This window comes from Microbulbifer sp. ARAS458-1 (assembly GCF_045348205.1).
Classification (GTDB): Bacteria; Pseudomonadota; Gammaproteobacteria; order Pseudomonadales; family Cellvibrionaceae; genus Microbulbifer.
In genome coordinates this window covers 1731122-1755036 of the sequence record NZ_CP155838.1, presented here as the reverse complement: position 1 = coordinate 1755036, position 23915 = coordinate 1731122, and the positions used below count along the sequence as shown (strand labels likewise).

Here is a 23915-nt window from a genome sequence, read left to right as displayed (position 1 = left end):
AGAATATGTCCGCCCTTTCCCGGCGCATTCCTTTCATTTTAAATAGCCTGGCCGCAGGCACCCTGGCGCTGGCCCTGGCCGGCTGCCAGACCCCGAGCACCCGACCGGGAACGCAGATTCCGGCCGCTCCAGGCGATGCGCTCACCGCCAACCGCCAGAGCGCCATGCGCCTGATCGACGAGGCGCGACAGCTGCCATCCCCGGCGAAGGAGCAAACCCAGCTGCAGGCGGCCGCCATTCTATACGGATTGGGCGATAACGCGACGGTCAGACAGACTGCGAGCGATATCGACCCGGAGCAGCTTACCGATCCGGAATACGCCCAGTACGCGCATATTTACGGTAGTGCGCTGGCCGCCGACGACGAGTTTTTCACCGCCCTGGACCTGGTCAGTGCGCCGCGCCTGGAACAGTCCTGGTTCCAGATTCCCGCCACTACCGCCCTGCCCCTGCGCAATCTGCGTGCAGACCTGTGGAGCCTGATGGGAGACATCGACAGCGGAATCAAGGAGCGTCAACGCATCGCCGGTCTGCCCCTGGATGAGCAGACGACCTACACCAACAACAATGGCCTCTGGCAGCTGCTGACACAGCTCCCGTCCAAGGAATTGCGCCTGCGTGCGGAAGAGAGCCTGTCGCCAGAAATGCGAGCCTGGTATCAACTGGCACTCCTCGGGCGCGACACCCAGGCTGATATCAGCACCCAATTGAGTGCGCTCAGTCGCTGGCGCCAGCAATGGCCGACCCACACGGCGGTGCAGTACCCACCCCAGGCGCTGCAGCTACTTGAAAAACTGGCATCGCAGCCGGCGCAGAATGTCGCCCTGCTGCTGCCGTTGTCTGGTCCACTGGGTTCCGCGGGACACGCCATTCGCGACGGTTTTATGGCGGCCTACTACAGCGCACTGGATGCCGGCGCGCCAACGCCCCAGGTACAGGTTTACGACACCGGCACCGAGCAGCCGTTTGAAGAAATCTACCAGACCGCCATCAATAACGGCGCTCAGGCGATTGTTGGCCCACTGGACAAGAGCAAGGTTGCCAACCTGCTGGCCACGGAAAGCCTGCCGGTGCCCACCCTGGCACTCAACTACGGCGATGAAGGGCGCCTGACCGACGATCTGGTGCAGTTTGGCCTTGCAATCGAAGATGAGGCCCGGCAGGTCGCACAGCAGGCCTACCGCCAAGGACATCGCCAAGCGATGATTCTGGCTCCGGAGTCCGGTTGGGGGCAGCGCGGCCTGCAGGCATTTACCGAAGAGTGGAACCGCCTCGGTGGCAGTGTCAGCGTTAGCCGCAACTACAAAGACAGCACCAATTTCTCCCAGCTGGTAAGCGACGCCCTATTGATTCCGGAAAGTAAAGAGCGCGAGCGCGCCCTGCGTAGCAAACTGGCCGCGCCGCTCAAATTCACCCCACGCCGCCGCGGCGATGTAGATATGCTGTTTGTGCTGGCGCAACCGCAACAGGCCCGCCAGATCAAACCCATGCTGTCGTTTTTCTATGCCGGTGAGTTACCGGTGTATTCCACCTCCCAGGTTTTCGCGGGAAATGTCGACCGCCAACGCGACCGGGATATCAACGGTGTGCGCTTTACCGCGCTACCGTGGCTGTTCGAAGACGACAACCAGACCAAGCAGAATATTGTGAAGCAGGCGGCACCGGCCCCGGCGTTTGCGCGCCTCTACGCACTCGGCGCCGATGCTTTCCGCCTCTACCCACGACTGCCAATTCTGCGACAGTTCCCAGATCAACAGGTATATGGCTTGACCGGCGCCCTTAGCCTCACCGCGGATGGGCGTATCGTGCGGGAACAGATTTGGGCGAAAATCGACAAGGGGGCACCGGTGCCGATCACCACAAGCGAGGCCCCGCCGCGGCTCACCGACAACAGCGCGCGCAACTGAACCCTGATTATCTCGGCGTCCCGCCCTTTGGCGGGCACCCAATAAACACTGCTTTCCACGGAACAGGAAAGCCTGGAAAACGCGTATGGATACCACCAGTATTGGCACCCAAATGGAAGCGGAGGCGGAGCGGTTTTTGATTGCTGCGGGCCTGCGCATTGTGCAACGGAATTTTCGTGGCCGCTTCGGTGAGATTGATCTGATCGCGCGCGATGGCAATATGCTGGTTTTTGTGGAGGTACGCTTTCGACGTAACCGGATATTTGGCGGAGCAGGAATGTCCGTTGACCAACGCAAGCAGCGCAAGCTGCTGCTTACCGCCAACAGCTACCTGCAACTGCGCAAGCTGGATTGCCCATGCCGCTTTGATGTCATCAGTATCGAGCAGGAAGGGCCCGGTAAACAGCTGAAACTGGACTGGATACAAAACGCCTTCGGGCAATAAGCTCACCCCCGTTAGTTCACCCACAGGAAAAAACAGAGTACATGGAACAGAGAGTGGTAACGCTGTTTCACCACAGCATTGAAGCAACCATGAATGCGGGTGAACTTTTGGCACCTTACATTGCCGAAGCGAGCGAAATGATCGTGCATACGCTGTTGGCAGAAAACAAGCTCCTGATCTGTGGCAACGGGTTGAGCGGCGCTCTGGCACAGAGCTTTTCCGCACAGCTGATGGGCGGTTTCGAGCGCGAGCGCCCGGGGCTGCCCGCCATTGCCTTGAATGGAGATGCGGTCACCACCAGTACTGTCGCACGCAAACATGGCCGCGCCGAGTCCTACGCGCGCCAGATACGCGCATTGGGGCAACCGGGCGATTTACTGGTGATCATCAGCACAGACGGCCAGGACTCCAATCTGGTCCAGGCAATCCGCGCCGCTCACGACCGGGATATGGGCGTACTCGCTCTGACCGGAGGAGAAGGCGACAGCGACTGTACCGCTCTGCTCGATGTGCACGATATTGAATTGCGCGTACCCTCTCCGGTGGCACCGGAAGTGCACCAGGTACACCTACTGATTCTGTTCTGCCTGTGCGACCTGATAGACAGCAGCCTGTTTGGCGGATTCGAGGAGTAATCCATGCAACCGAGCATCAATAAGAAAGTTTTCACCTCACTGAAGCTGGCCCTGGCCGGCGGTTTACTGGCGGCCCTGAGTGGTTGTGCCACGGTACTGGACGCCACCCACGACGGCCCCATCCAGCCCGATCCCGGCGAACGCAGTTTCGGTACCTATATCGATGACCAGCAGCTGGAAACCATCACCAAGGTCAACCTACGCAAGGCACACCCGGAACTGAAAGAGGCCAATATCGACGTCACCAGCTTCAACGGTGTGATTCTGCTCACCGGCCAGGTTTCCGATAACGAACTTCGCAACCTGGCCGGCCGCACCGCCCAACAAGTTCACTCGGTGCGTCAGGTCTACAACGAAATTCAGGTGCGCGGTACTACCTCGGTACTGGCACGCACCAGCGATACCTGGCTGACCACCAAGGTGAAAAGCGTGCTGCTGACCGATAAGGAAATTGACAGTGGTCGCATCAAGGTAGTGACGGAAAACGGGGTCGTTTATCTGATGGGACTGCTTACCCGGCAGGAGGCTGAGAATGCTGCAGAGAAAACCCGTACCGTTGGCGGGGTGCAGAAAGTTGTAAAAGCCGTGGAATATATCGACTGACTTCCCCCCTACATAGCAACAAAAAAACGGAGGCAATGCCTCCGTTTTTGGTTACACCAGACAAATATATTATCAGGGGGTTACGGGCGTTCGATCGCGATCGCCGTGGCCTCACCACCACCGATACACAGGCTGGCCACGCCTTTTTTCAGGTCGCGATTTTCCAGCGCTGCCAGCAGGGTAACAATCACTCGAGCCCCGCTAGCCCCCAGCGGATGCCCCAACGCGCAGGCGCCACCGTTAACATTGACCTTGTCATGGGCAAGGTCCAGCTCTTTCATGGCCGCCATGGTGACAACGGCAAATGCTTCATTGATTTCATACAGATCGACATCCGCCGCACTCCAGCCGGTCTTATCCAGGAGGCTGTTCATCGCCGATACCGGTGCCGTGGTAAACCACTCCGGCGCATGGGCGAACTGGCTCTGACCGCGCAATACGGCAAGTGTCTTGATACCACGGGCCTTGGCTTCACTCTCACGCATCAGCACCAGAGCGGCGGCGCCATCGGAAATCGAACTGGCGTTGGCCGCAGTGACGGTACCGTCTTTCCGAAACGCCGGCCGCAGCTGGGGAATCTTGTCCGGGCGGGCGCTACCTGGCCCTTCGTCCACGGACACTTCATGGTCACCTTTGCGGGTGCTCACGGTGACCGGAGAAATTTCTCGCTCGAATGCACCGGATGCGATGGCGGCATTGGCACGGGCAAGCGACTCGATGGCAAAGGCGTCCTGCGCTTCCCGGGTAAAGCCATACTTATCGGCGGTACTCTCGGCAAAATTGCCCATCAATTGGCCGTCGTACGCGTTTTCCAGACCATCGGTAAACATATGATCGAGCACCTCCCCGTGCCCGAGGCGCATACCCCCACGCGCTTTGGGCAGCAAATATGGCGCATTGCTCATGCTTTCCATACCACCTGCCACAACCACTTTGGCATCACCAGCAAGCAGGGCGTCACGCGCCATCATCACCGTCTTCATCCCTGAGCCGCAAACCTTGTTGACGGTAGTGGTCGGCGTACTCTCCGGAATACCAGCGCCCAGCGAGGCCTGACGCGCAGGAGCCTGCCCAAGCCCCGCCGGCAGCACACACCCGAGTAAAACTTCATCCACATCCGCCACATCCACTCCGGCGTCAGCAAGGGCACCGCGAATCGCCACCGCGCCCAGCTCCGGGGCACTCAGGCCAGATAAAGCACCCTGCATGGCCCCCATTGGGGTACGGGAGATACCTACGATGACTACAGGGTCTTTTGATTGCTCGCTCATGCTGTTTTCTCTCCATATTTAACGGAAACCGCCGCAAATGGCTGACCAATATTGCGTCAAGTCCTGATTTGGTGGTGAATTATAACCCAGACACCCGGTGAGATTACCATCCACCCTTCGTTGTATTGCTCATGGTAGTATCAGGCGCAATGGTGGAATAAACCGATAAAGATCAATCGCACCGACCGATCTGCCAATCGCGGATTCCACCGGCTTTAGCACTACAAACTGGAAACCGGGACCCTATGGAAATTTCGACCATCATCTGGCTTGTGATCATCGCCGCTCTGATACTGTACGTCATCAGTATTTACAACAAGCTGGTATCACTGAAACACCGATATGAAAATGCCTTTGCACAGATCGAAGTCCAGCTAAAACGCCGCTACGACCTGATCCCCAATCTGGTGGAATCTGCCCGCGGCTACCTCAAGCATGAGCGCGAGACCCTCGAAGCGGTCATTGCGGCCCGCAACTCCGCCCTTGCTGGCCTGAAAGCGGCGGCAAACAACCCCGGCAGCGCGTCTGCGATTGCGGATCTTGGGAATGCCGAAGGGCTGCTCAGCAACGCGCTTGGGCGGCTCAACGTAGTGATGGAAGCCTACCCGGACCTCAAAGCCAACCAGACCATCCAGCAGGTCATGGAGGAGCTGACCAGTACCGAGAACAAGGTGGCCTTCGCCCGCCAGGCATTCAATGATGGGGTCACCACCTACAACATCTTCCGCCAGAGCTTCCCGCCCGTGTTTTTTGCCGGCTTTTTCGGTCACCGTGAGAATGGCGAACTTCTGGAGTTTGCGGACTCCGAGGTTATACAGGCCGCCCCACGGGTAGAATTCTGAGCCGGGACCGGTAACACCAATGAACTTTTTTGAGTATCAGGATCGCGCCAGACGTAACAGCACCCTGCTGATCGCACTGTTTTTTGCCGCGATCATCGGGCTGGTTGCTGTCACGACCCTGTTCGTGGCATTTCTTACCAGCTATTCCGACCTGCGCGACCCATCCACCGAGACATCGCTCATGACGATGCTCAGCAGTCTCGGCTGGGACACTATCGCCGGTATTGCGATCACCATTACTGCAATTATCGGTCTCGCCAGCCTGTTTCGGTTGCGCCAGCTCTCCGCTGGAGGCCAGGCCGTTGCGGAATCTCTCGGTGGACGCAAAATCAACATTTCCCCGGCAAATCCCGCAGAGCAGCGAGCGCTCAATGTCGTAGAAGAGATGGCACTGGCGTCGGGCACCCCGGTGCCGGATGTCTATATCCTCGATGACAACGGGATTAATGCCTTTGCCGCAGGTTATGCCCAGGGCGACGCCGTCATTGGTCTCACCCGAGGCTGTATAGAACAACTGAACCGCGATGAGCTGCAGGGTGTGGTCGCCCACGAGTTCAGCCACATATTCAATGGCGACATGCGCATGAATATCCGTATCGTCGGCCTTCTTCACGGAATCCTCGTGATCGGCCTGCTGGGCAGCTGGCTGCTGCGGGGCAGCTACTGGAGCAGCGGGCGAGATAATCGGGGGCGGGCAGCCCTGTTTGGCATCGGCGCCGGGCTGGTGGTCATAGGCTATACCGGCACTTTCTTTGGCAACCTGATCAAATCGGCAGTGAGCCGCCAGCGCGAGTACCTGGCGGACGCGTCCGCAGTACAGTTCACCCGCAATAGTCAGGGTATCGCTGGCGCGCTGAAAAAGATTGGCCAGCACGCCGGTGGCTCTCGCCTGCAGGCCGCCAATGCCAGTGAATTCAGCCATATGTACTTCGCCAGCGGGTTGAAAAACAGCCTGCTCGGCCTGTTTGCCACCCACCCCCCACTCAATGCCCGAATCACCCGCCTGGACCCGCAATGGAGCGGGAGCGGCGAAACAAGTCCCCCAGGGGAGCTCCCGGCATCTTCAGGTAGCAACGCGGCGTCTGTGCAAGCATCCCAGATACATGCAGGCACAGGCAGCCCGGGTGACGAGAACTACCAGACCCGACTCGAAAAAGTCCTCGAAGTCGTGGATAACAACATTGCCCAGCCCACACACCAGCAACACCTGCTGGGTCAGGCCATACTGGCAGATATTCCATCACCATTGAAAACTGCCGCGCACGATCCATTTTCCGCGCGCGCGCTGGTGTATGGCCTGCTACTGGACAACCGAAGCAATGGTGGCGCGATGCAGGAGCGGAACGATGCGGAGTCTTCGGAAACCGGTCACCGGGAGAAGCAACTCACCCTGCTCACCGAGATTGCCCACCCGGCCGTTCTGCGAGAATTCAACAAGCTGGCGCCACTCCTTTCCAGCACACCACAGCACTATCGCCTGCCGTTGATTGACCTGTGCATCCCGGCTCTCAAGTCCCTTGCGCCGCAACAGTTTCAGATATTCAAACGCAACGTCATCAAACTGCTGCGTGCCGATGGCAAGGTGGAAATCTGGGAGTGGGCTCTTTACCGCGTGCTCATGCACGGCCTGGAGGCGAACCCAGACCGCCACCGCGCGCTGGGCAGCCGAAAGGGGAACAGCCAGGCCATCGCAGATGCGCAACAGTTTCTGCTGGCCACCATGGCACACGCGGACTGCGACAATTATCTGAACGCGAAACGTGCGTTCGAAGCGGGCACTCGTGCGCTGGGGCTGCCTGCGGCCCCTCTGCCCGCCAGGACCGATATTACCCTACAGCGCCTGGACAAGGCGGTGGCCATTGCGCGGGATATCTCACCACTGCAAAAGCCCCGGCTGCTCAAGGCCCTGGCTACAACTCTGGCCCACGATGGCGTGATTGGCGGAGGTGAAGTGGAGTTGCTCAGGGCCATTGCCGATTGCCTGGATTGCCCGATGCCCCCTGTTCCCGGCAGCCACGATCCGATCTCGCCCCAGGCGAGTGTTGCCTCGCCCAGAGAAACAGCCACGGTCAACTGATCGGCCAAGGCCACAATATCCATAAAAGTGAAAGCCGGCATAAATGCCGATTGCTGTTCACTTAACGTAGCCGAGGGCGAAGGTGACGATACCGGGTGTGGTCCTTTGAGACCTTCACCGCCAGGGATGGCGGTGCGGAGCCCCCAGGGATGGGTTACCGGGGGCGCCTAGCTCGTGCCTCACAAGACCGCACACGGTAGCGGTGCTGGAACTGAGCCACGAACTAATAGTGATGCTGATAGACCGGACCGACCCCCATGGTCCAGATGATCACAGAGCAGATCATGATCGTGACCATTCCCACCAGGCCGATGGTCAGCACCGCACTGGCGTAAAGGAATGCACGCTCCTTACTCATATTCATCAGGATGGGGATACCCTCATAGAGCAGATAAACGGAATAAATGGCCGCCAGCCCCATTACTGTCACCACCAGCCACAGATGGGGATAAATCATCACAATCCCCGACAGAAGCACCGGCGTAGTCACAAATACAGCGAGCGCGGTGCCTTCATAGTGACGAGTGGGCTCATCGCCTTCAACACCGTAGGCTTTGGCCATCCAGTTGATAAACTCTCCAACCAGATAAATCCCGATCAATAGCGCTAGATAAGTCACGATCGCCAGGCTACCGGCACTCGCTGGTGTCAGCTTGGACACGTGCCCGCCCAGTTCGAAGCCCACCTGAGTCACACCGATATAACCGGCAATACAGGGAATCAACGCCAGGATAGGTACATGACTGAGAAAAACCTGCAGAAACGAGTGCTTGTCCGCGCGAATGGACTGCCACTCTTTATCCGGATTGGTAAATATGCCAATGGTATGGCTGAGTAATTTCACTTGGGGTCCTCCTGTATACCGCTTGTTTGCAGTATCGGAAGGGCCGGGTCAATTCACCAATGAATAACAGGATTCTGGCGTCAATTTTTACGCCAGCAGATCAAATGCGCCAAAAAGGTGATGAAAAGAGCAACAACGGAGGGGAGAAGAGCGAAGCGCCGGCCGCCGGCTCGTCACAGAGCTTTTGGCCAGCATCGACGTTTGTACTACTTGACGACGCGCAAGGCCGGCTTCTTAGAGGGCTTTTTAAGGGTGGTTGGCGGTGTGGGCTCCGGTGGCTCTGGAGTTTCCTCTGGCTCAAACACCATTCCCTGACCATTCTCGCGGGCATAGATCCCGACCACCGCACCCACCGGCACCTGAATATCGGTAGGCACTCCACCAAAACGCGCATTAAAGCGGATCGCGTAATTGTCCATAGTAAGACCCATCACCGCGGTTTCCGACACATTCAGCACAATCTGACCATCTTCATTAACGTGCTGCTGGGGTACCAGAACGCCGTTCAGGTGAGTATCCACCAGTAGATAGGGAGTGCACTTGTTGTCGGTAATCCACTCGTAAAACGCCCGCAACAGATACGGGCGGTTGGACGTCATTGGCGGTTTATTCAATCAGCACCTCACGCGCGCATTTCGCGTTCGTACTCGGTCAGGCTCTGCTGGAAGGCTTCGCGCGCGAACAGGCGATCCATATAGTCCAACAGGGGTTTGGCCTGCTTGGTCTTCGGCAGGGCAATTTCAAGCTGATCCAGACGCCAAAGCAGCGGCGCCATGCAGCAGTCCACCAGTGAGAACTCTTCGTTGAAGAAGTACGGCAGGTCCGTAAACATTGGCGCAATGCCTACAAAGCTGTCGCGCAGGTCTTTGCGAGCGGCGGCAACATCTTTGCCACCAGCCAGAATCTTATCCACCAGCGGACACCAGTCACGCTCGATCCGGTGCATGATCTGGCGGCTCTGCGCGCGCGCAACCGGGTACACCGGCAACAGCGGGGGATGCGGGAAACGCTCGTCCAGGTACTCCATCATGACCTTGGTCTCAAACAGCACCAGGTCGCGATCCACCAGGGTCGGCAGGGAGTTATACGGGTTGAGGTCGGCGAGTTCCGCCGGCTTATCATCGGGGTCGACGTCGATGATCTCTACGGAAACACCTTTTTCCGCCAGCACGATACGTACCCGATGGCTGAAGTGACAACGACCGTCGGAAAAGAAGGTCATGGAGGAGCGCTTGTTGGTCGGCACACCCATTATGGAACTACCTCAATCTACTGGCCGGAACGATTCCGGGCCAACTATTCAAAACGGAAAACGGGCGGCGGGCTGATACCGGTAAACCGGCGGCCCACCACCCGGAAATGTCACAGGCTTACGTTTAGTGGTGCACGTCTTTCCAGTATTCGCGGTTCAGCAACCAGGCGAAAATAAAGAACACCAAAATAAACGCCAGCACGTAAAAGCCGATACGCTTGCGGGTTTCCGCCATCGGCTCGGCAATGTACTCCATGAAGTTGACCAGATCATAGACGGCCTGATCATACTCCACATCGGTCATGGAGCCCTTTACGCTACCCACCTTCAGGCTGCCACAGTTGGCATCCATAATCGGATTGCCCATCTCATCGCGCACCACCTTGCCGTGATCGCGCTTGGGCCCGGGGGCGCACTCCGGCAGCCCCTGCAGTTCCATCAGCACATGGGGCATACCGACATTCGGAAATACTTTGTTGTTTACACCCAGAGGACGGCTGTCGTCTTTGTAAAAGCTACGCAGGTAAGTGTACAGCCATTCGGGCGAACGGGCGCGAGCCACCAGGGTCAGATCCGGCGGAGTGGCGCCAAACCAGACTTTCGAGTCCTCGGGTTTCATGGCGATCTGCATCAGATCGCCAATCTTGTCGTCCCCCAGCACCAGATTCTGCAGCATCAGTTCATTGGGAATACCCAAGTCTGTCGCCACCCGCTCCCAGCGGGAGAAGTTGGCACTGTGACAGCCCATGCAGTAATTGACGAAGTATTTGGCTCCGCGCTGCAGTGATGGTTTGTCGGTCAGGTCAGTCTTGATGTAATCCAGTTCAACAGAACTCTCCGCGCCCACCGCCTTGATGGGAACAAAGGTCAGCAGCAGCACAGAGATAATACCGGTCATCAGCAGGATGAACGACTTGGTGCTGGACGGGCTGGTAACACGCTCCGGCTCCGGATGCACCACATCACGGCTGGTCAGCCACGGCAGCACCGCAAAGAACACCGCAAACACCATGGACATGGCGAACACAAACAGGCTCGCTTTGAAATTGACCACAGCCATCCACAGGAACAGGAAGCCGAAAGCTCCACTCACAATCCAGGACGCCAGGCCTTTTCGGGTGGTCGGATTGGTCCAGATCGGCATAGTCACGAAGAACGCAAAATAGAACAGGGTTGCCACCTGAGCCAGGAAGTTACGCCCCGGTGTTGGAGATTTCACACCCAGGTAGCCCAGGATAATGAAGATCGCCGCAAACACCATCAGCAGCACTTTTGGCAGCCAGCCCTTGTAGCGGATGGAGCGCACCGGGCTCTTGTCGAGCCAGGGCAGCACGAACAGAACCGCGATCGCCGCACCCATGGCCACCAGGCCGAGGAACTTCGCGGTCAGCGGACCAATATCAATGGTCACCGCGCGCAGAACCGCGTAGAAAGGAGTGAAGTACCACACCGGCGCGATGTGCTCCGGGGTTTTCAGCGGGTTCGCTTCCTCAAAGTTGGCGTACTCAAGGAAGAAACCACCCATCTCCGGGAAGAAGAACACCACCACACAGAAAGCGAACAGGAATACCGCTACACCCACCAGATCGTGCACGGTGTAATAGGGGTGGAAGGCAACGCCGTCTAGCGGTACACCGTTTTCATCTTTGTTCTTTTTGATCTCGATGCCGTCGGGGTTATTGGAACCCACTTCGTGCAGCGCCAGGATGTGCAACACAACCAGCAGCACCAGCACCAGCGGCAGCGCGATCACGTGCAGGGAGAAGAACCGCGTGAGGGTAATACCGGAAATCAGGTAGTCACCGCGAATCCACTGCACCAGGTCTTCTCCCACCACAGGAATAGCACCAAACAGAGATACGATTACCTGTGCACCCCAGTAAGACATCTGTCCCCAGGGCAATACGTACCCCATAAAGGCTTCTGCCATCAGCACCAGGTAGATACACATACCGAATATCCACACCAGCTCACGGGGCGGCTTGTAGGAGCCGTACATGAGGCCCCGGAACATGTGCAGGTAAACCACCACGAAAAAGGCAGAGGCGCCGGTGGAGTGCAGGTAGCGAATTATCCACCCCATTTCCACATCGCGCATGATGTATTCCACAGAGGCAAATGCACCGTCTGCAGTGGGTGAATAGCTCATGACCAGCCAGATACCGGTCAGCAGCTGGTTCACCAGAACCAGCATGGAGAGCACGCCAAAGAAATACCACAGGTTAAAATTCTTGGGCGCGTAGTATTTACCCATATGGGTATCCCACGCGCGATAGATCGGCAGTCGCTGGTCGACCCAGTCCCCCAGTGCGGTTAGCCAGTTCATGCGCTGCCCTCCTGATCCACGCCGATTACGATTACGTCATCCCCTTCATAGGAATAGGGAGGTACTTCCAGGTTATACGGCGCGGGTACACCGGTATATACACGTCCGGCCAGGTCGTACTTGGAACCGTGACAGGCACAGAAGAAGCCGCCCTGCCACTGATCGCCGCCCAGGTCGGCAGTGCCCACTTCAGGGCGATACATGGGCGCGCAGCCCAAGTGGGTACACAGACCGACCAGCACCAGAATCTGCGGTTTGATCGCTCGGTTTTCCGGATTCACGTAGGCGGGCTGAGTAGATTGTTCAGAATTGGGATCGCGCAGATACGGATCCACTTTGACAAGGTTGTCCAGTACTTCCTGGGTGCGGCGAACCACATACACAGGCTTGCCACGCCACTCGACGGTGACCATCTGGCCCGGCTCCAGCTTGGCAATATTGTACTTAACTGGCGCGCCGGCGGCTTTCGCCTTGGCACTCGGATTCCAGGAGGCGACAAAAGGTACAGCGACTCCCACCGCTCCGGCACCACCTACAACGGAGGTAGCAGCGGTCAGGAATCGACGACGCCCCACATTTACACCGTCATCACTCATGACGTAGATCTCCCATCACAGCGCCCCGTAACCTGCAAATACACAGCTCCGAGACTGACTGGCCCAAACCCAAAATTCCGGGAAACCTCTGCCAAGTATCCAAAAGCCACCCATTGCGGTAATCCAGGGTTAACCGCAATTCGGTAGCAACGGTGCAGCCTCAGTGGCCAAAAACCAGAGAGAACAGAGCACCCGCGCAACAACAGCAAGAACCTATTGCCGCGAAATCAGAGACTTAAACAGAAACTCCCCTACAACTGGCCCGCTCGCCTGACCCGAAAACAAATTGGCCAAACCCCATGTGCAAGCGGATAGAAATTCGCGCAATGTTAAAGAAAATGCCAAATCGATACAAGGCGAATGCCGGAGCGAACGTCGGCAATCTCGCGGCGAACTGGCGGGATTTTAAACAGATCACAAAACGCGCACCGACGTACCACCAGAGGTGCAGGCAAAAAAAAGCCCGGCATTTGCCGGGCCAGAAAAAAGTAATTCTCGCTTAACGCTTGGAGAATTGCGGCTTCTTACGCGCTTTACGCAAGCCGACTTTCTTACGCTCGACAGCACGAGCGTCACGCGTTACATAACCAGCCGCACGCAGCGGCTGACGCAGAGACTCGTCGTACTGCATCAGCGCACGGGTCAGACCGTGACGGATCGCACCCGCCTGACCGAAGGAACCACCGCCCTTCACAGTTACGTTGATGTCGAATTTCTCGACCATGTCGACCATTTCCAGCGGCTGACGCACGATCATGCGTGCCACTTCGCGGCCGAAGTATTCGTCCAGGGAACGACCATTAACGCTGATTTTACCCTCACCCTGCGCGATGAATACGCGAGCGGTGGAGGTCTTGCGGCGGCCGGTACCGTAGTATTGAGTAGTTGCCATGAGAATGATTCCGTTTAGATCGACAGTTCAATCGGCTGCTGGGCCGCGTGAGGATGTTCGCTACCCTTGTACACCTTCAGTTTCTTGAACATGGCGCGACCCAGAGGGCCTTTGGGGAGCATGCCTTTCACAGCACTTTGGATGGTGCGCTCAGGCGCCTTGTCGATCAACTTCTCAAAGCTGATGGATTTAAGACCACCAGGGTAGCCAGAGTGGCTATGGTAGATCTTGTCTTTGGCCTTGTTGCCGGTCACGCGGACCTTTTCGGCGTTGATTACTACGATGTAGTCACCGGTGTCCACGTGGGGCGTGTATTCAGGCTTGTGCTTGCCGCGCAGGCGGTGAGCAATCTCGGCGGAAATACGGCCGAGAGTCTTGTCCGCAGCGTCAACAATGTACCAGTCGCGAGTGACCGCTTCCGGCTTGGCACTGTAAGTCTTCATGTTATAAAACACCTGTATATGGCTCCCGAAATGGGGGCCGTCCCACGAAAAGAGCGCGAATACTACATAAGCGCCATGGGCTTTTCAAGCAGAAAATTGAGCAACTTGTGAACAGCCCACTGCGGCCATCCGGACCTCAATCCACCCGGTGCTGTCGCGCCAGATACTCCCGGGACTGCATCTCTTGCAGACGACTGACGGTGCGCTGGAACTCGAAGCGCAAGTGACGGCCGCCGTACAGTGACTCCGCAGGCTCCTCTGCAGAGATCACCAGGTTGACGCAACGGTCATAGAACTCATCGATCAGATTGATGAAGCGCCGCGCCTGACTCTCGGTGCGCTCGTCAAAACACGGCACATTGGCCAACAGTACCGTGTGGAACTCCCGCGCCAGCTCGATGTAATCGTTCTGGGAGCGTGGCCCATCACACAGTTCGGAAAATTCAAACCAGGCCACATCGTCAGACACCCTGGAGGCAACGATCGGACGCCCCTCAATATCCAAAGCGACCTGCTCGCGAATCTCCGCCCCTTCCACCATCAGGCTATTAAAGGAACGGGCGAGACTGGCATCCGCGTCGGCATCCAGCGGGTGATGATAAAGCTCGGCCATTTCCAGCGCCCGCAGCCGATAGTCCACCCCGTTATCCACATTGACCACCTTGGTATGCTCAAGCAGCAGATCAATGGCCGGCAGGAAACGTGCCCGCTGTAGCCCATCTTTATATAACCCCTCAGGGATAATATTGGATGTGGCCACCAGCGTGACCCCGCGCTGGAACAGCGCCTCTAGCAGATTGGCAAGAATCATGGCATCGGTAATATCCGAGACGAAGAATTCGTCAAAGCAGAGCACCCGGGCGCGTTCGGCAATGCGGTCGGCCACCTTTTCCAGAGGATTTTTCTCCCCCGCCAGGCTTTTCAGCTGGCGGTGCACTTCACGCATAAAGCGATGAAAGTGGGTGCGCTGCTTGCGCTCGAACGGCAGCGCCTCATAAAAGGCATCCATCAGATAGGTTTTGCCGCGCCCCACCCCACCCCAGAAATACAGCCCGGTTTCCGGCGCTCCGTCTTTTTTCCACAGGCGACGCAGGCCGCTGAGAAAACCACCACTGCTATGCGCCGCCAGCAGACGCTGGTAGAGATCCTGCAACTCCTCAACCGCCGCCCGCTGCGCCGGATCTTCCACAAAATCCGGGCGCAGCAGGTCCCGCTCGTAGCGCTGCATGGGTGATAGAGGCGAGGATGCCAAGTTTGAGTCAATCTGGTGCTGATCCGTGACCATCTAATTGAAACCGTTCATAACATTTTGTGGCGACACCGCCAGGCGGGAACTGAGAAGTCGACCAACTGCCGATTGGCGCGCACTTTACCAAATCCATCACGCCTTGACACAAACCCCATGACATATGGGATCCGCAGGGCGCGTCGTGCGCGACGGAATTGCGTATAATAAGGTCACCGCCACGGATGGGCTGGTGCCACTTTTACTTTGAGGAGAATGTATCGTGCACTCAACTTCGGTTTTAATTCTGGTCGGCGTTATCGGCCTGGCCCTCGGAGCCCTGCTGGCCTTTCTGGCCACCCGCAGCCGCCAGAGCGTTGACCGCACCCAGGAACTGGAACTGCGACTGAAAGAAGCCAACAGTAAGCTCGAGGACTTCCAGCAGGAGGTTAATGAGCACTTCGACCAGACCTCACAGCTGGTGAACAATCTCACCCAGAGCTATCGCGAGGTGCACGAGTACCTGGCCAACAGCGCCATGCGCCTGTCCAGCCAGGATATCGGCCGCCAGATGCTGGAAGCCGGAAGCGGGCAGCTGAGCGACAACGACGAGAACCTGAGTGTACTCCCTCCCCGGGACTGGGCCCCCAAGGAGCCCGGCGCCAAAGGAACGCTGTCTGAAGAGTTCGGCCTGGAAAAGGAAGCGCAAGCCCCTGCGCCCGCACCGTCATCGGAGCCTGTGATCAATCGCTGATCTCGGCTGGCACACGAAAAAAGGCGGGGTAGCAACCCCGCCTTTTTTGTATACGCGCGCATCCTGACAAAGTACTGCGCGACCGCCAGCCGGATGCATGCAGCCCCGGCCAGCCGCCACCATCGCCTTACAGGCTCTGGTAATAATCCATCAGAATCTGAGCCACTTCCGGACGAGAAAATTCCGGAGGCGGTGCAATACCATTCCCCAACATCTCACGCACCTTGGTGCCAGATAGAAGAATAAAGTCTTCTTTGGTGTGATCGGGCACATCGCGCATCATCACTACACGATTCAACTTCTTCGAGTAAGCGGTATGGTCCGCGCGGAAAATCTGAATCTCCAGCGCCCCTTCCGGCACCTTCTCATCGAAAATGGTCTGTGCATCGAAGGCACCGTAGTAGTCACCGACTCCAGCGTGGTCACGGCCGACGATCAGGTGGCTACAGCCACAGTTCTGGCGGAATACCGCGTGCAGCACCGCTTCGCGCGGGCCAGCGTAAAGCATGTCAAAACCGTAACCAGTCACCATTACGGTGTTTTTGGGGAAGTACTCTTCCACCATCTTGCGGATAGAGGCATCACGCACGTGGGCGGGGATATCACCGGGCTTCAGCTTGCCCAGCAGCATATGAATCAGTACGCCGTCGGCGTCCACCGCTTCGAGAGCCATTTTGCACAGCTCTTCGTGGGCACGGTGCATGGGGTTACGGGTCTGGAAGGCGACAACCTTGCTCCAACCGTGCTCCACAAACTCGTTGCGGATCTCGACCGCGGTGCGGAAGGTGTCCGGGAAGTCGGCCTGGAAGTAGCTGAAGTTCAGCACTTCAATGGAACCGGAGATCAGCTGGCGGCCGGCCGCCTTGAAGGTGGCCACACCCGGGTGCGCATCGTCCAGAGTGCCGAATACGTGCTCGGCAATGGTGTTCACCTGCTCGTCGGACACCGTCTCAATGGCATCTACGTCCATCACCGCCAACACCGGGTTACCCTCGACATTGGGATCGCGCAGGGCGATGCGCTTGGCGCCGGCAATGGCGGAAGCGTCTTCCACCATGTTCACTACCGGCACCGGCCAGAACAGACCGTCTACGGTACGCAGGGTTTCCGCAACACTCAGGGTATCCGCCAGGTTCATGTAGCCGTGCAGTGGGTTGAAGTAACCAGCACCCAGCATTACGGCATTGGCCGCAGCAGCAGAGCTAACCACGATGGACGGCAGGGATTCCGCTTCGTGGGCCAGCTGGTGATGGCGCTCGCTATCGTAAACAAAGCGGGGTTGCAGCTCGACACTGCCGTGTGGACGAACCAGGGACATAGACACTCCTGCGGTAGTTCTGGGAAAGAGAGTTCTGAGGAAAATTTTGAGCGCCACATTATACGGATAACCAGGCACACACCAAGCGCCGAGCGTGACCCGGGTTAGATCATCTGGTGAGGACACAAGAACCTAAAGACGTATAATGATCCCAAACCAAGGAGCCTCAGGTGTCATTACAACGATTTCTGCAAGACTGGGCGATTCCGGCCGCGATTGGCCTGGCGATGGCGGCCGCACTACTTTTCCTGTTTCCCCATTTGCGTGAAAGCACGGGAAGCGACACTCCTCGAGCCATCACCGCCCCAGAATCTTATGCCAGCGCGGTCAATCTGGCAGGGCCGGCGGTGGTAAACGTCTTCAGTAAACGGGCACTGCGCAACCACCCCCTTGCCAGCCATCCTCTGTTTCCCTACTACCTGAACAAAATGACCCCGCTGCAACGGGAACGCATGCAGCAGAACCTCGGCTCGGGCGTTATCGTCGATGAAGCGGGTTATGTGCTCACCAACTTTCACGTAATCTCCGGTGCCGAACAGATCGCTGTGGTGCTGGCCGACGGGCGTGAGGCCCGCGCACAACTGGTCGGGTCGGATGCAGATTTTGACCTGGCGGTACTCAAGATCGACCTCCCCAACCTCACCGCAATTGAAGTTGGCGACCCGGATAGAGCCCAGGTCGGCGACGTGGTGCTGGCCATCGGCAATCCGTTTGGCGTTGGGCAAACGGTGACCCAGGGCATCATCAGTGCAACCGGCAGGGACGTGGGCAATACCGGCGTCGGTGGTTACCTGCAAAATTTCCTGCAAACCGATGCGGCCATCAATCCGGGCAACTCCGGTGGCGCTCTGGTGGACTCCCGGGGTCGACTTCTCGGCATCAACACCACGTCGGTATTGAACCAAACCGGATTGAATCAGAGCGGCACCAGTGGCGGCATCAGCTTCGCGATTCCCGCTACCATCGCCCTCAAGGTCATGCAGGACCTTATCGAGTTTGGCCGGGTGGTACCCGGCTGGCTGGGGATTGAGGCACAGAACCTGAACCCCCTGCTGGCGCGCTCTTTCAATCTCGCCTCCACCGATGGCGTCATCGTCACAGCCATTTACAAGGAAGGGCCGGCGCATCAGGCAGGGCTAAAGCCAGGTGATGTCATCACCCATATCAACGCCACCCCGATCAATGATGGCAAACACGGCAATGCCGCCATGGCCACTCTGCGCCCGGGTGAAGTGGTAACCATTACCTATATTCGCGACGGTGAAACGCTGACCACCCGTGCAACGGTATCCGAACGCCCCCAGGCAGAACGCAACCAGGCACAGGAAGAAGGCTAGCCTCGCGCTTAACACCAGAGGAAAACGTGATCGTGCTATTAAAAGCTCTTGGCCTGAAAGCAATACTGGTGCTGACACTGTTTCACCACAGCGCCGCCGCAGATGACCGCGAGACACTGGACAACCTCTTGAGTCAGTTTCTCACCGGTGCCGCAGATGATATCCAGGTACACGAGCGCTTCTGGGCCGACGACCTGATCTACACCAGCTCATCCGGTCAGCGCTTTGGCAAATCCACGATTATCGAAGGAATGGAAAAGGCGGAACAAAAGGAAGGGAACAAAGAGAAGAAAGCGGCTTCTGCTCCAATACGCTACCGTGCGGAAGACACCGATATCCGCGTGTTGGGCGAGACCGCTATCGTTGCGTTCCGGCTGATTGCAGAGCCGGCTCCGGGTGGTGACAAGCCGGCGGAGAAGATGGAGTTTTTTAACACCGGCACCTTCGTCAAACGCGATGGCGAGTGGCGGGCATTGGCCTGGCAAGCCACGAAAATCCCAGCGCCAGAGCCCGCCAACGGCTAATTTGTTCACGTCACTCTATCCGCGCGAATCAGTCCGCGTCTGGCCGCACCCGGTATTCTGCAGAGCGGGCGTGGGCGTCGAGCCCCTCCCCTTTCGCCAGGGTGGACGCTACCCGACCCAGAGTATCCGCTCCATCCGGCGAACAGAAAATGATCGAGCTGCGCTTCTGGAAATCGTAAACCCCAAGCGGCGAAGAGAAGCGCGCAGTGCCACTGGTAGGTAGCACGTGATTCGGCCCTGCACAATAATCCCCCAGCGCCTCTGCCGTATAACGACCGAGAAAGATGGCCCCGGCGTGGCGAATCTGCGGCAGATATTGCTCCGGATTATCCACAGAGACTTCCAGATGTTCCGGAGCTATCCGGTTGGAGACCTCAATCGCCTGCTCGATATCCCGCACCAGAATCAACGCGCCGCGATCGGCGATAGAGCGACTGGCAATGGCTTCCCGCGGCAGCTCAGCGAGCAGTTTCTGCAACGATACTTCCACTGCCTCCAAAAACTCCGCATCCGGGCTTAACAGGATTGACTGGGCCTGTTCGTCGTGTTCCGCCTGGGAGAGCAGGTCCATGGCAATCCAGTCCGGATCGGTTTTGCCGTCGCAGATTACCAGGATTTCCGAAGGTCCGGCGATCATATCGATGGCCACCTGACCGAAAACCGCGCGTTTCGCAGAGGCCACAAAAATATTGCCAGGCCCCACGATCTTATCGACACGAGCAATGGACTCTGTTCCATAAGCGAGCGCGGCCACAGCCTGAGCACCGCCAATGGTAAAAACCTTATCCACACCCGCAATGGCGGCCGCTGCCAGCACCAGATCACTAAGCTGGTTGTCTGGAGCCGGCACCACCATCAACACCTCCTCAACACCGGCTACCCGGGCGGGAATTGCGTTCATCAGAACCGAGGAAGGATAGCTGGCCTTGCCACCGGGCACGTAGATACCCACGCGCTCCATCGCGCTAATCTGCTGCCCCAACACCGTGCCGTCCGCCTCCTGGTACTGCCAGGAAGATTGCAGCTGATGCTCGTGATAGGCGCGCACACGTTCAGCGGCCGCCTCGAGGGCCGCACGCTTGTCTGCAGGAATTCGCGCCAGCGCTGTCTGCAGCTCCTCCGCCTGTAGGCAGAAATCCCGCGCCTGCCGCAAATCGCGCCGATCAAAGCGATTGGTGTATTCGATTACCGCGGCGTCACCGCGGGATCTCACTTCGCGCAAGATATCCGCCACCGTCGCTTCGACACCAGGATCCGCGACGGACTCCCAGGCTAACAGGGCATCCAGCTCGGAAGAAAACTCGGAATTACCGGCATCCAGCCGGCGCACAGAAAAATCACCCATGGAAATTACCCTGCGCTCCGCGTACGCACCGCTTCAGCCAGCTGTTCAATCAACGCACTGATCGGACCATACTTCATTTTCATGGACGCCTTGTTGACGATGAGTCGACTACTGATGTCCGCAATCTGATCCCGCGCCTCCAGCCCATTGGCCTTGAGGGTGTTGCCGGTATCCACGATATCCACAATCTCATCCGCCAGATCCATCAACGGCGCCAGTTCCATAGCCCCGTATAGCTTGATGATGTCTGCCTGGCGCCCCTGAGCGGCGTAGTAGCGCTTGGCAGACTGTACAAACTTGGTGGCCACCTTGATGCGACCACTGGGGAGCGGGGCGCCCTTGATGCCCGCTGTCATCAGCCGGCAGCGGGCGATATTCAGGTCCAGGGGTTCATAGATATTACTGTCGTCATGTTCCAGCAGGTTATCTTTGCCCGCCACACCCATATCGGCAGCACCATGCTGCACATAGGTCGGTACGTCCGACCCACGCAGGATCAGCAGGCGTACATTTTCCTGATTGGTAGGGAAAATCAGTTTGCGACTCTTGGCAATATCCTCCGCCGGCTCCAGGCCAGCGGCCGCCAGTAGTGGCAGGGTTTCCTTGAGAATTCGGCCCTTGGTCAGGGCAATAGTGATCTGCATAGCGTTTATGGTTGTGTGATATCCGCCCGCTGTCTACGGGCCAAAATGTACGGGCATGCCCCAAATCCCCCGGGAGCTTATCGGCTCTTTACGAACCGCGCCAATACATATCCAGAATAGCGCTAGAAGGAAACGGGTGAACACCCGCTCCCGCTTTTGGCAAAAAAAGAAGTAAAACCGTCAATCAGCCCGGTACACGGCGAATATTCGCCCCCAACTGCTGCAGTTTTTCCTCGATACACTCGTAGCCACGGTCAATATGGTAAATACGATCCACCATTGTGGTGCCCTCAGCCACCATTCCGGCGATGACCAGACTGGCAGAGGCGCGCAGGTCCGACGCCATCACCGGGGCACCTTTCAGCTTCTCTACACCAGTGACAATCGCCGTATTCCCCTCCAGCACAATATTCGCCCCCATGCGATTGAGCTCGTGCACCTGGATCAGACGGTTCTCGAAAATGGTCTCTACTACGGTTCCGGTGCCCTCCGCTACCGCATTCATGGCGGTAAACTGGGATTGCATATCTGTGGGAAACGCAGGGTACGGCGCGGTGCGGAAGCTCACCGCTTTGGGGCGATTGCCCTTCATATCCAGCTCGATCCAGTCGTCACCAATACTCAGGTGCGCGCCGGCCTCCTCAAACTTCACCAGCACAGCATCCAGAATGTCGGCGCGGGTATGAGTCAGGCGTACCTTACCGCGAGCGGCGGCGGCGGCAGCGAGGAAGGTTCCAGTCTCGATCCGGTCAGGCATGACCGAGAAGGTACACGGATGCAGACGCGGTACACCCTGCACACGAATGGTATCGGTACCGGCACCCTCGATCTCGGCCCCCATGGCGATGAGAAACTCCGCAAGGTCGACAATCTCAGGTTCCCGTGCGGCATTTTGCAATACGGTTGTGCCCTCTGCGAGCACAGCCGCCATCAGCAGGTTTTCGGTACCGCCCACGGTGACCTTTTCCATCACGATATCGGCACCCTTCAGGCGGCCATTACTGCGCGCACGGATAAAGCCTTCATCGATCGTGATTTCTGCACCCATGGCTTCCAGCCCCTTGAGGTGGATATCCACCGGGCGGCTACCGATGGCACAACCACCAGGAAATGACACGTTGGCGACCCCGTGGCGGGCCAGCAGCGGGCCCAGTACCAGGATGGACGCGCGCATGGTTTTCACCAACTCATAGGGAGCGGTGAGCTCATTCACCGAACGCGGATCAATCTCCACTCCCAGTTTTTCATCAATGGTGATCTCGGTTCCCATGCACCGCAACAGGGTAATCATGGTGGTGATATCGTTGAGGTGCGGCAGATTGTGGATCTGCACGGGGCCATCCGCCAACAGCGCCGCCGCCAGAATCGGCAGTGCAGAGTTCTTGGCTCCGGAAATTTTCAGGGTTCCGGAAATGGGGCTGCCCCCTTCGATAATCAGTTTATCCATTCGGTCTGGTATTCCTAAACGACGGTGCAAAAATCATTGAACGATCAAAAAAACCCCGGGAATCGGGCCCGGCTACTGGCCTGCTTCTTCCGGGGTAAGTGTTTTCATCTGCACCGCATGCAGGGTGCCATCGGCAATCTTGTCGGAAAGAGCGCCGTAAACCAGCTGCTGTTTCTTGAGGCGGCTGAGGCCATTGAACGCATCACTGACCACGGTGAGCTGCAAGTGACTGCCCTCAAACGCCACTTCTACCTGACTACCGGGAATTTGCCCTTCAATCAGGGACTTGATCTGATCTGGTTGCATAGGTGGGACTACTTATCGGCTAAAAAGAGCGCGCAAGTGTACTGGAATCACCACCGGTGCGCAGCCGCGATACCGCTGAGCACCGGCACATAACATCAACTTCGCATCAGTTGCCGGCAACCTTGTCCGCGGCGGACCAACCGGCAATCACCTTGTCGATATCCCCGTTATTGGCCTGCATCGCCTGGGAGAATTGGCCGCGGAAGGTTTTGCCCAGATTGACTCCGTTCAGAATCACATTGATCAACTTCCACTGGCCACTGCGGTTGCGCACCAGAGTGTAGGAGACTTTGGTCAAGCCTTCCTTGCTACGCACTTCCTGCAATACGTTGACGCGGTTTCCGCTGGGGGCCGAACCCGGGTTGATCACTTTCACATCCAGGTTGCCAAAGGTCGCCACGCCGCGGGCGAAGGTTGCCACCAGGTCGCGGCGGAACGTGCTGGCAAATTTGGCGCGCTGCGCCGGTGTTGCCTGCTTGGCGTAGCCACCCATCACCCCGCGGGCAATAAAATCGAAATCGACCACCGGTTCGAGCACGCGGTCTACCGCAGAATAGTAGCGCTGCGGGTTGGAATTGAGATTTTTGCCTTCGGTCCGGATAACGTTGAGCAACTGTCCGGAAACCCCCTCGATCATGCTATAGGGGTTTTGCGCTGCTGAAGCCATTGGAGCCAGAAAGCAAAGTGCAACAGCAGATACCCACAACGAGAATTTGCGCGCAAGTTTTGCGATAGCAGTAGCGGAATCTCTCCGCACACTGTGCGTAATAAAGGTAAAACGAGAAGTGAGTGCGCTCACAGATAATCTCCCATTGGCAATTCGTCCCTTGGATACCCACAGCGCCAAAAAGTGTCGTGGGACGCCGAAAAAATCATGCTGGC

Annotated in this window: 24 protein-coding genes; 9 read left to right on the top strand and 15 right to left on the bottom strand. The window is 57.7% G+C overall.

From position 1 onward, the window contains the following. Positions 1-5: 5 nt before the first annotated feature. The 4 genes from AAFH99_RS07215 to AAFH99_RS07200 all read left to right on the top strand — a co-directional run bounded on the left by AAFH99_RS07215 (position 6) and on the right by AAFH99_RS07200 (position 3590). The gene (locus AAFH99_RS07215; RefSeq protein ID WP_406829049.1) at positions 6-1907 is read left to right on the top strand and encodes a penicillin-binding protein activator; all 1902 of its coding nucleotides are present in this window, start codon (positions 6-8) and stop codon (positions 1905-1907) included. Positions 1908-1992: 85 nt separating this feature from the next. After that, positions 1993-2352, top strand: a complete 360-nt coding sequence (locus AAFH99_RS07210) for a YraN family protein (protein WP_043317399.1) — start codon at positions 1993-1995, stop codon at positions 2350-2352. Between the two features lie 41 nt (positions 2353-2393). Continuing rightward, positions 2394-2987 (top strand): SIS domain-containing protein, encoded by a 594-nt coding sequence (locus AAFH99_RS07205; RefSeq protein ID WP_043317400.1) that lies wholly within the window; start codon positions 2394-2396, stop codon positions 2985-2987. Between the two features lie 3 nt (positions 2988-2990). After that, positions 2991-3590 carry a BON domain-containing protein gene (locus tag AAFH99_RS07200; RefSeq protein WP_043317401.1) on the top strand — a complete coding sequence of 200 codons (600 nt, stop codon included), beginning with the start codon at positions 2991-2993 and terminating at the stop codon, positions 3588-3590. A gap of 80 nt (positions 3591-3670) precedes the next feature. Here the strand turns inward: AAFH99_RS07200 and AAFH99_RS07195 are convergent, their stop codons facing one another. Then, positions 3671-4861 (bottom strand): acetyl-CoA C-acyltransferase, encoded by a 1191-nt coding sequence (locus tag AAFH99_RS07195; protein ID WP_043317404.1) that lies wholly within the window; start codon positions 4859-4861, stop codon positions 3671-3673. A 245-nt stretch (positions 4862-5106) separates the two neighbouring features. Between AAFH99_RS07195 and AAFH99_RS07190 the strand changes: the two genes are divergently transcribed. Both AAFH99_RS07190 and AAFH99_RS07185 read left to right on the top strand, forming a co-directional pair. Next, positions 5107-5703, top strand: a complete 597-nt coding sequence (locus tag AAFH99_RS07190) for a LemA family protein (RefSeq protein WP_406829048.1) — start codon at positions 5107-5109, stop codon at positions 5701-5703. Positions 5704-5722: 19 nt separating this feature from the next. Then, positions 5723-7780: a M48 family metallopeptidase gene (locus AAFH99_RS07185; protein ID WP_043317407.1), complete on the top strand. Its 2058-nt coding sequence runs from the start codon at positions 5723-5725 to the stop codon at positions 7778-7780. A gap of 223 nt (positions 7781-8003) precedes the next feature. Here AAFH99_RS07185 and AAFH99_RS07180 read toward each other — a convergent pair whose 3' ends face one another. The 8 genes from AAFH99_RS07180 to zapE form a co-directional block, all read right to left on the bottom strand. Next, entirely contained in the window at positions 8004-8624 is a 621-nt protein-coding gene (locus AAFH99_RS07180) for a Yip1 family protein (RefSeq protein ID WP_043317409.1), read from the bottom strand. A gap of 206 nt (positions 8625-8830) precedes the next feature. Then, positions 8831-9223, bottom strand: a complete 393-nt coding sequence (locus AAFH99_RS07175; RefSeq protein WP_043317410.1) for a ClpXP protease specificity-enhancing factor — start codon at positions 9221-9223, stop codon at positions 8831-8833. Between the two features lie 23 nt (positions 9224-9246). Continuing rightward, positions 9247-9876, bottom strand: a complete 630-nt coding sequence (locus AAFH99_RS07170; RefSeq protein ID WP_043317412.1) for a glutathione S-transferase N-terminal domain-containing protein — start codon at positions 9874-9876, stop codon at positions 9247-9249. Between the two features lie 124 nt (positions 9877-10000). Next, a complete protein-coding gene (locus AAFH99_RS07165; RefSeq protein WP_043317414.1) occupies positions 10001-12202 on the bottom strand; it encodes a ubiquinol-cytochrome c reductase in 2202 nt (733 codons plus the stop codon). Beyond that, a complete protein-coding gene (petA, locus tag AAFH99_RS07160; protein WP_043317415.1) occupies positions 12199-12798 on the bottom strand; it encodes a ubiquinol-cytochrome c reductase iron-sulfur subunit in 600 nt (199 codons plus the stop codon). The genes AAFH99_RS07165 and petA overlap by 4 nt, the downstream gene beginning before the upstream one ends. Positions 12799-13297: 499 nt before the next feature. Further along, entirely contained in the window at positions 13298-13690 is a 393-nt protein-coding gene (gene rpsI / locus AAFH99_RS07155; protein ID WP_043317418.1) for a 30S ribosomal protein S9, read from the bottom strand. 14 nt (positions 13691-13704) lie between these two features. Beyond that, a complete protein-coding gene (gene rplM / locus AAFH99_RS07150) occupies positions 13705-14133 on the bottom strand; it encodes a 50S ribosomal protein L13 (protein ID WP_010132512.1) in 429 nt (142 codons plus the stop codon). Positions 14134-14269: 136 nt separating this feature from the next. After that, positions 14270-15361, bottom strand: a complete 1092-nt coding sequence (zapE, locus tag AAFH99_RS07145) for a cell division protein ZapE (RefSeq protein WP_406829168.1) — start codon at positions 15359-15361, stop codon at positions 14270-14272. A gap of 280 nt (positions 15362-15641) precedes the next feature. Between zapE and AAFH99_RS07140 the strand changes: the two genes are divergently transcribed. After that, a complete protein-coding gene (locus AAFH99_RS07140) occupies positions 15642-16112 on the top strand; it encodes a YhcB family protein (protein ID WP_043317423.1) in 471 nt (156 codons plus the stop codon). 127 nt (positions 16113-16239) lie between these two features. On the opposite strand, the gene sat is transcribed toward AAFH99_RS07140, so the two are convergent. Continuing rightward, the gene (sat, locus tag AAFH99_RS07135; protein ID WP_197023779.1) at positions 16240-17430 is read right to left on the bottom strand and encodes a sulfate adenylyltransferase; all 1191 of its coding nucleotides are present in this window, start codon (positions 17428-17430) and stop codon (positions 16240-16242) included. A gap of 170 nt (positions 17431-17600) precedes the next feature. Here sat and AAFH99_RS07130 point away from each other — a divergent pair, with 170 nt between their 5' ends. Both AAFH99_RS07130 and AAFH99_RS07125 read left to right on the top strand, forming a co-directional pair. After that, positions 17601-18767 carry a S1C family serine protease gene (locus AAFH99_RS07130; RefSeq protein WP_231491663.1) on the top strand — a complete coding sequence of 389 codons (1167 nt, stop codon included), beginning with the start codon at positions 17601-17603 and terminating at the stop codon, positions 18765-18767. Positions 18768-18799: 32 nt separating this feature from the next. Continuing rightward, positions 18800-19291 carry a nuclear transport factor 2 family protein gene (locus AAFH99_RS07125; RefSeq protein ID WP_406829047.1) on the top strand — a complete coding sequence of 164 codons (492 nt, stop codon included), beginning with the start codon at positions 18800-18802 and terminating at the stop codon, positions 19289-19291. 28 nt (positions 19292-19319) lie between these two features. Here the strand turns inward: AAFH99_RS07125 and hisD are convergent, their stop codons facing one another. The 5 genes from hisD to AAFH99_RS07100 all read right to left on the bottom strand — a co-directional run bounded on the left by hisD (position 19320) and on the right by AAFH99_RS07100 (position 23832). Beyond that, the gene (hisD, locus tag AAFH99_RS07120; protein WP_043317425.1) at positions 19320-20636 is read right to left on the bottom strand and encodes a histidinol dehydrogenase; all 1317 of its coding nucleotides are present in this window, start codon (positions 20634-20636) and stop codon (positions 19320-19322) included. Positions 20637-20641: 5 nt separating this feature from the next. Then, positions 20642-21280 (bottom strand): ATP phosphoribosyltransferase, encoded by a 639-nt coding sequence (gene hisG / locus AAFH99_RS07115; protein WP_043317427.1) that lies wholly within the window; start codon positions 21278-21280, stop codon positions 20642-20644. 184 nt (positions 21281-21464) lie between these two features. Then, positions 21465-22727 carry a UDP-N-acetylglucosamine 1-carboxyvinyltransferase gene (gene murA, locus AAFH99_RS07110; RefSeq protein ID WP_043317428.1) on the bottom strand — a complete coding sequence of 421 codons (1263 nt, stop codon included), beginning with the start codon at positions 22725-22727 and terminating at the stop codon, positions 21465-21467. Positions 22728-22799: 72 nt separating this feature from the next. Beyond that, on the bottom strand, positions 22800-23033 hold the full coding sequence (locus AAFH99_RS07105) for a BolA family protein (protein WP_043317430.1): 234 nt from the start codon (positions 23031-23033) through the stop codon (positions 22800-22802). Positions 23034-23139: 106 nt separating this feature from the next. Further along, complete coding sequence (locus AAFH99_RS07100; protein WP_231491667.1) at positions 23140-23832, bottom strand: phospholipid-binding protein MlaC; 693 nt, start codon at positions 23830-23832, stop codon at positions 23140-23142. Positions 23833-23915: the final 83 nt, after the last annotated feature.

What these genes read in the sequence shown, in the direction of transcription:
- AAFH99_RS07215 (WP_406829049.1), top strand. Translation starts at nt 6, where the DNA reads ATGTCCGCCCTTTCCCGGCGCATTCCTTTCATTTTAAATAGCCTGGCC.
- AAFH99_RS07210 (WP_043317399.1), top strand. Translation starts at nt 1,993, where the DNA reads ATGGATACCACCAGTATTGGCACCCAAATGGAAGCGGAGGCGGAGCGG.
- AAFH99_RS07205 (WP_043317400.1), top strand. Translation starts at nt 2,394, where the DNA reads ATGGAACAGAGAGTGGTAACGCTGTTTCACCACAGCATTGAAGCAACC.
- AAFH99_RS07200 (WP_043317401.1), top strand. Translation starts at nt 2,991, where the DNA reads ATGCAACCGAGCATCAATAAGAAAGTTTTCACCTCACTGAAGCTGGCC.
- AAFH99_RS07195 (WP_043317404.1), bottom strand. Translation starts at nt 4,861, where the DNA reads ATGAGCGAGCAATCAAAAGACCCTGTAGTCATCGTAGGTATCTCCCGT.
- AAFH99_RS07190 (WP_406829048.1), top strand. Translation starts at nt 5,107, where the DNA reads ATGGAAATTTCGACCATCATCTGGCTTGTGATCATCGCCGCTCTGATA.
- AAFH99_RS07185 (WP_043317407.1), top strand. Translation starts at nt 5,723, where the DNA reads ATGAACTTTTTTGAGTATCAGGATCGCGCCAGACGTAACAGCACCCTG.
- AAFH99_RS07175 (WP_043317410.1), bottom strand. Translation starts at nt 9,223, where the DNA reads ATGACGTCCAACCGCCCGTATCTGTTGCGGGCGTTTTACGAGTGGATT.
- AAFH99_RS07170 (WP_043317412.1), bottom strand. Translation starts at nt 9,876, where the DNA reads ATGGGTGTGCCGACCAACAAGCGCTCCTCCATGACCTTCTTTTCCGAC.
- AAFH99_RS07165 (WP_043317414.1), bottom strand. Translation starts at nt 12,202, where the DNA reads ATGAACTGGCTAACCGCACTGGGGGACTGGGTCGACCAGCGACTGCCG.
- petA (WP_043317415.1), bottom strand. Translation starts at nt 12,798, where the DNA reads ATGAGTGATGACGGTGTAAATGTGGGGCGTCGTCGATTCCTGACCGCT.
- rpsI (WP_043317418.1), bottom strand. Translation starts at nt 13,690, where the DNA reads ATGGCAACTACTCAATACTACGGTACCGGCCGCCGCAAGACCTCCACC.
- rplM (WP_010132512.1), bottom strand. Translation starts at nt 14,133, where the DNA reads ATGAAGACTTACAGTGCCAAGCCGGAAGCGGTCACTCGCGACTGGTAC.
- zapE (WP_406829168.1), bottom strand. Translation starts at nt 15,361, where the DNA reads ATGCAGCGCTACGAGCGGGACCTGCTGCGCCCGGATTTTGTGGAAGAT.
- sat (WP_197023779.1), bottom strand. Translation starts at nt 17,430, where the DNA reads ATGTCCCTGGTTCGTCCACACGGCAGTGTCGAGCTGCAACCCCGCTTT.
- hisD (WP_043317425.1), bottom strand. Translation starts at nt 20,636, where the DNA reads ATGGGTGATTTTTCTGTGCGCCGGCTGGATGCCGGTAATTCCGAGTTT.
- hisG (WP_043317427.1), bottom strand. Translation starts at nt 21,280, where the DNA reads ATGCAGATCACTATTGCCCTGACCAAGGGCCGAATTCTCAAGGAAACC.
- murA (WP_043317428.1), bottom strand. Translation starts at nt 22,727, where the DNA reads ATGGATAAACTGATTATCGAAGGGGGCAGCCCCATTTCCGGAACCCTG.
- AAFH99_RS07105 (WP_043317430.1), bottom strand. Translation starts at nt 23,033, where the DNA reads ATGCAACCAGATCAGATCAAGTCCCTGATTGAAGGGCAAATTCCCGGT.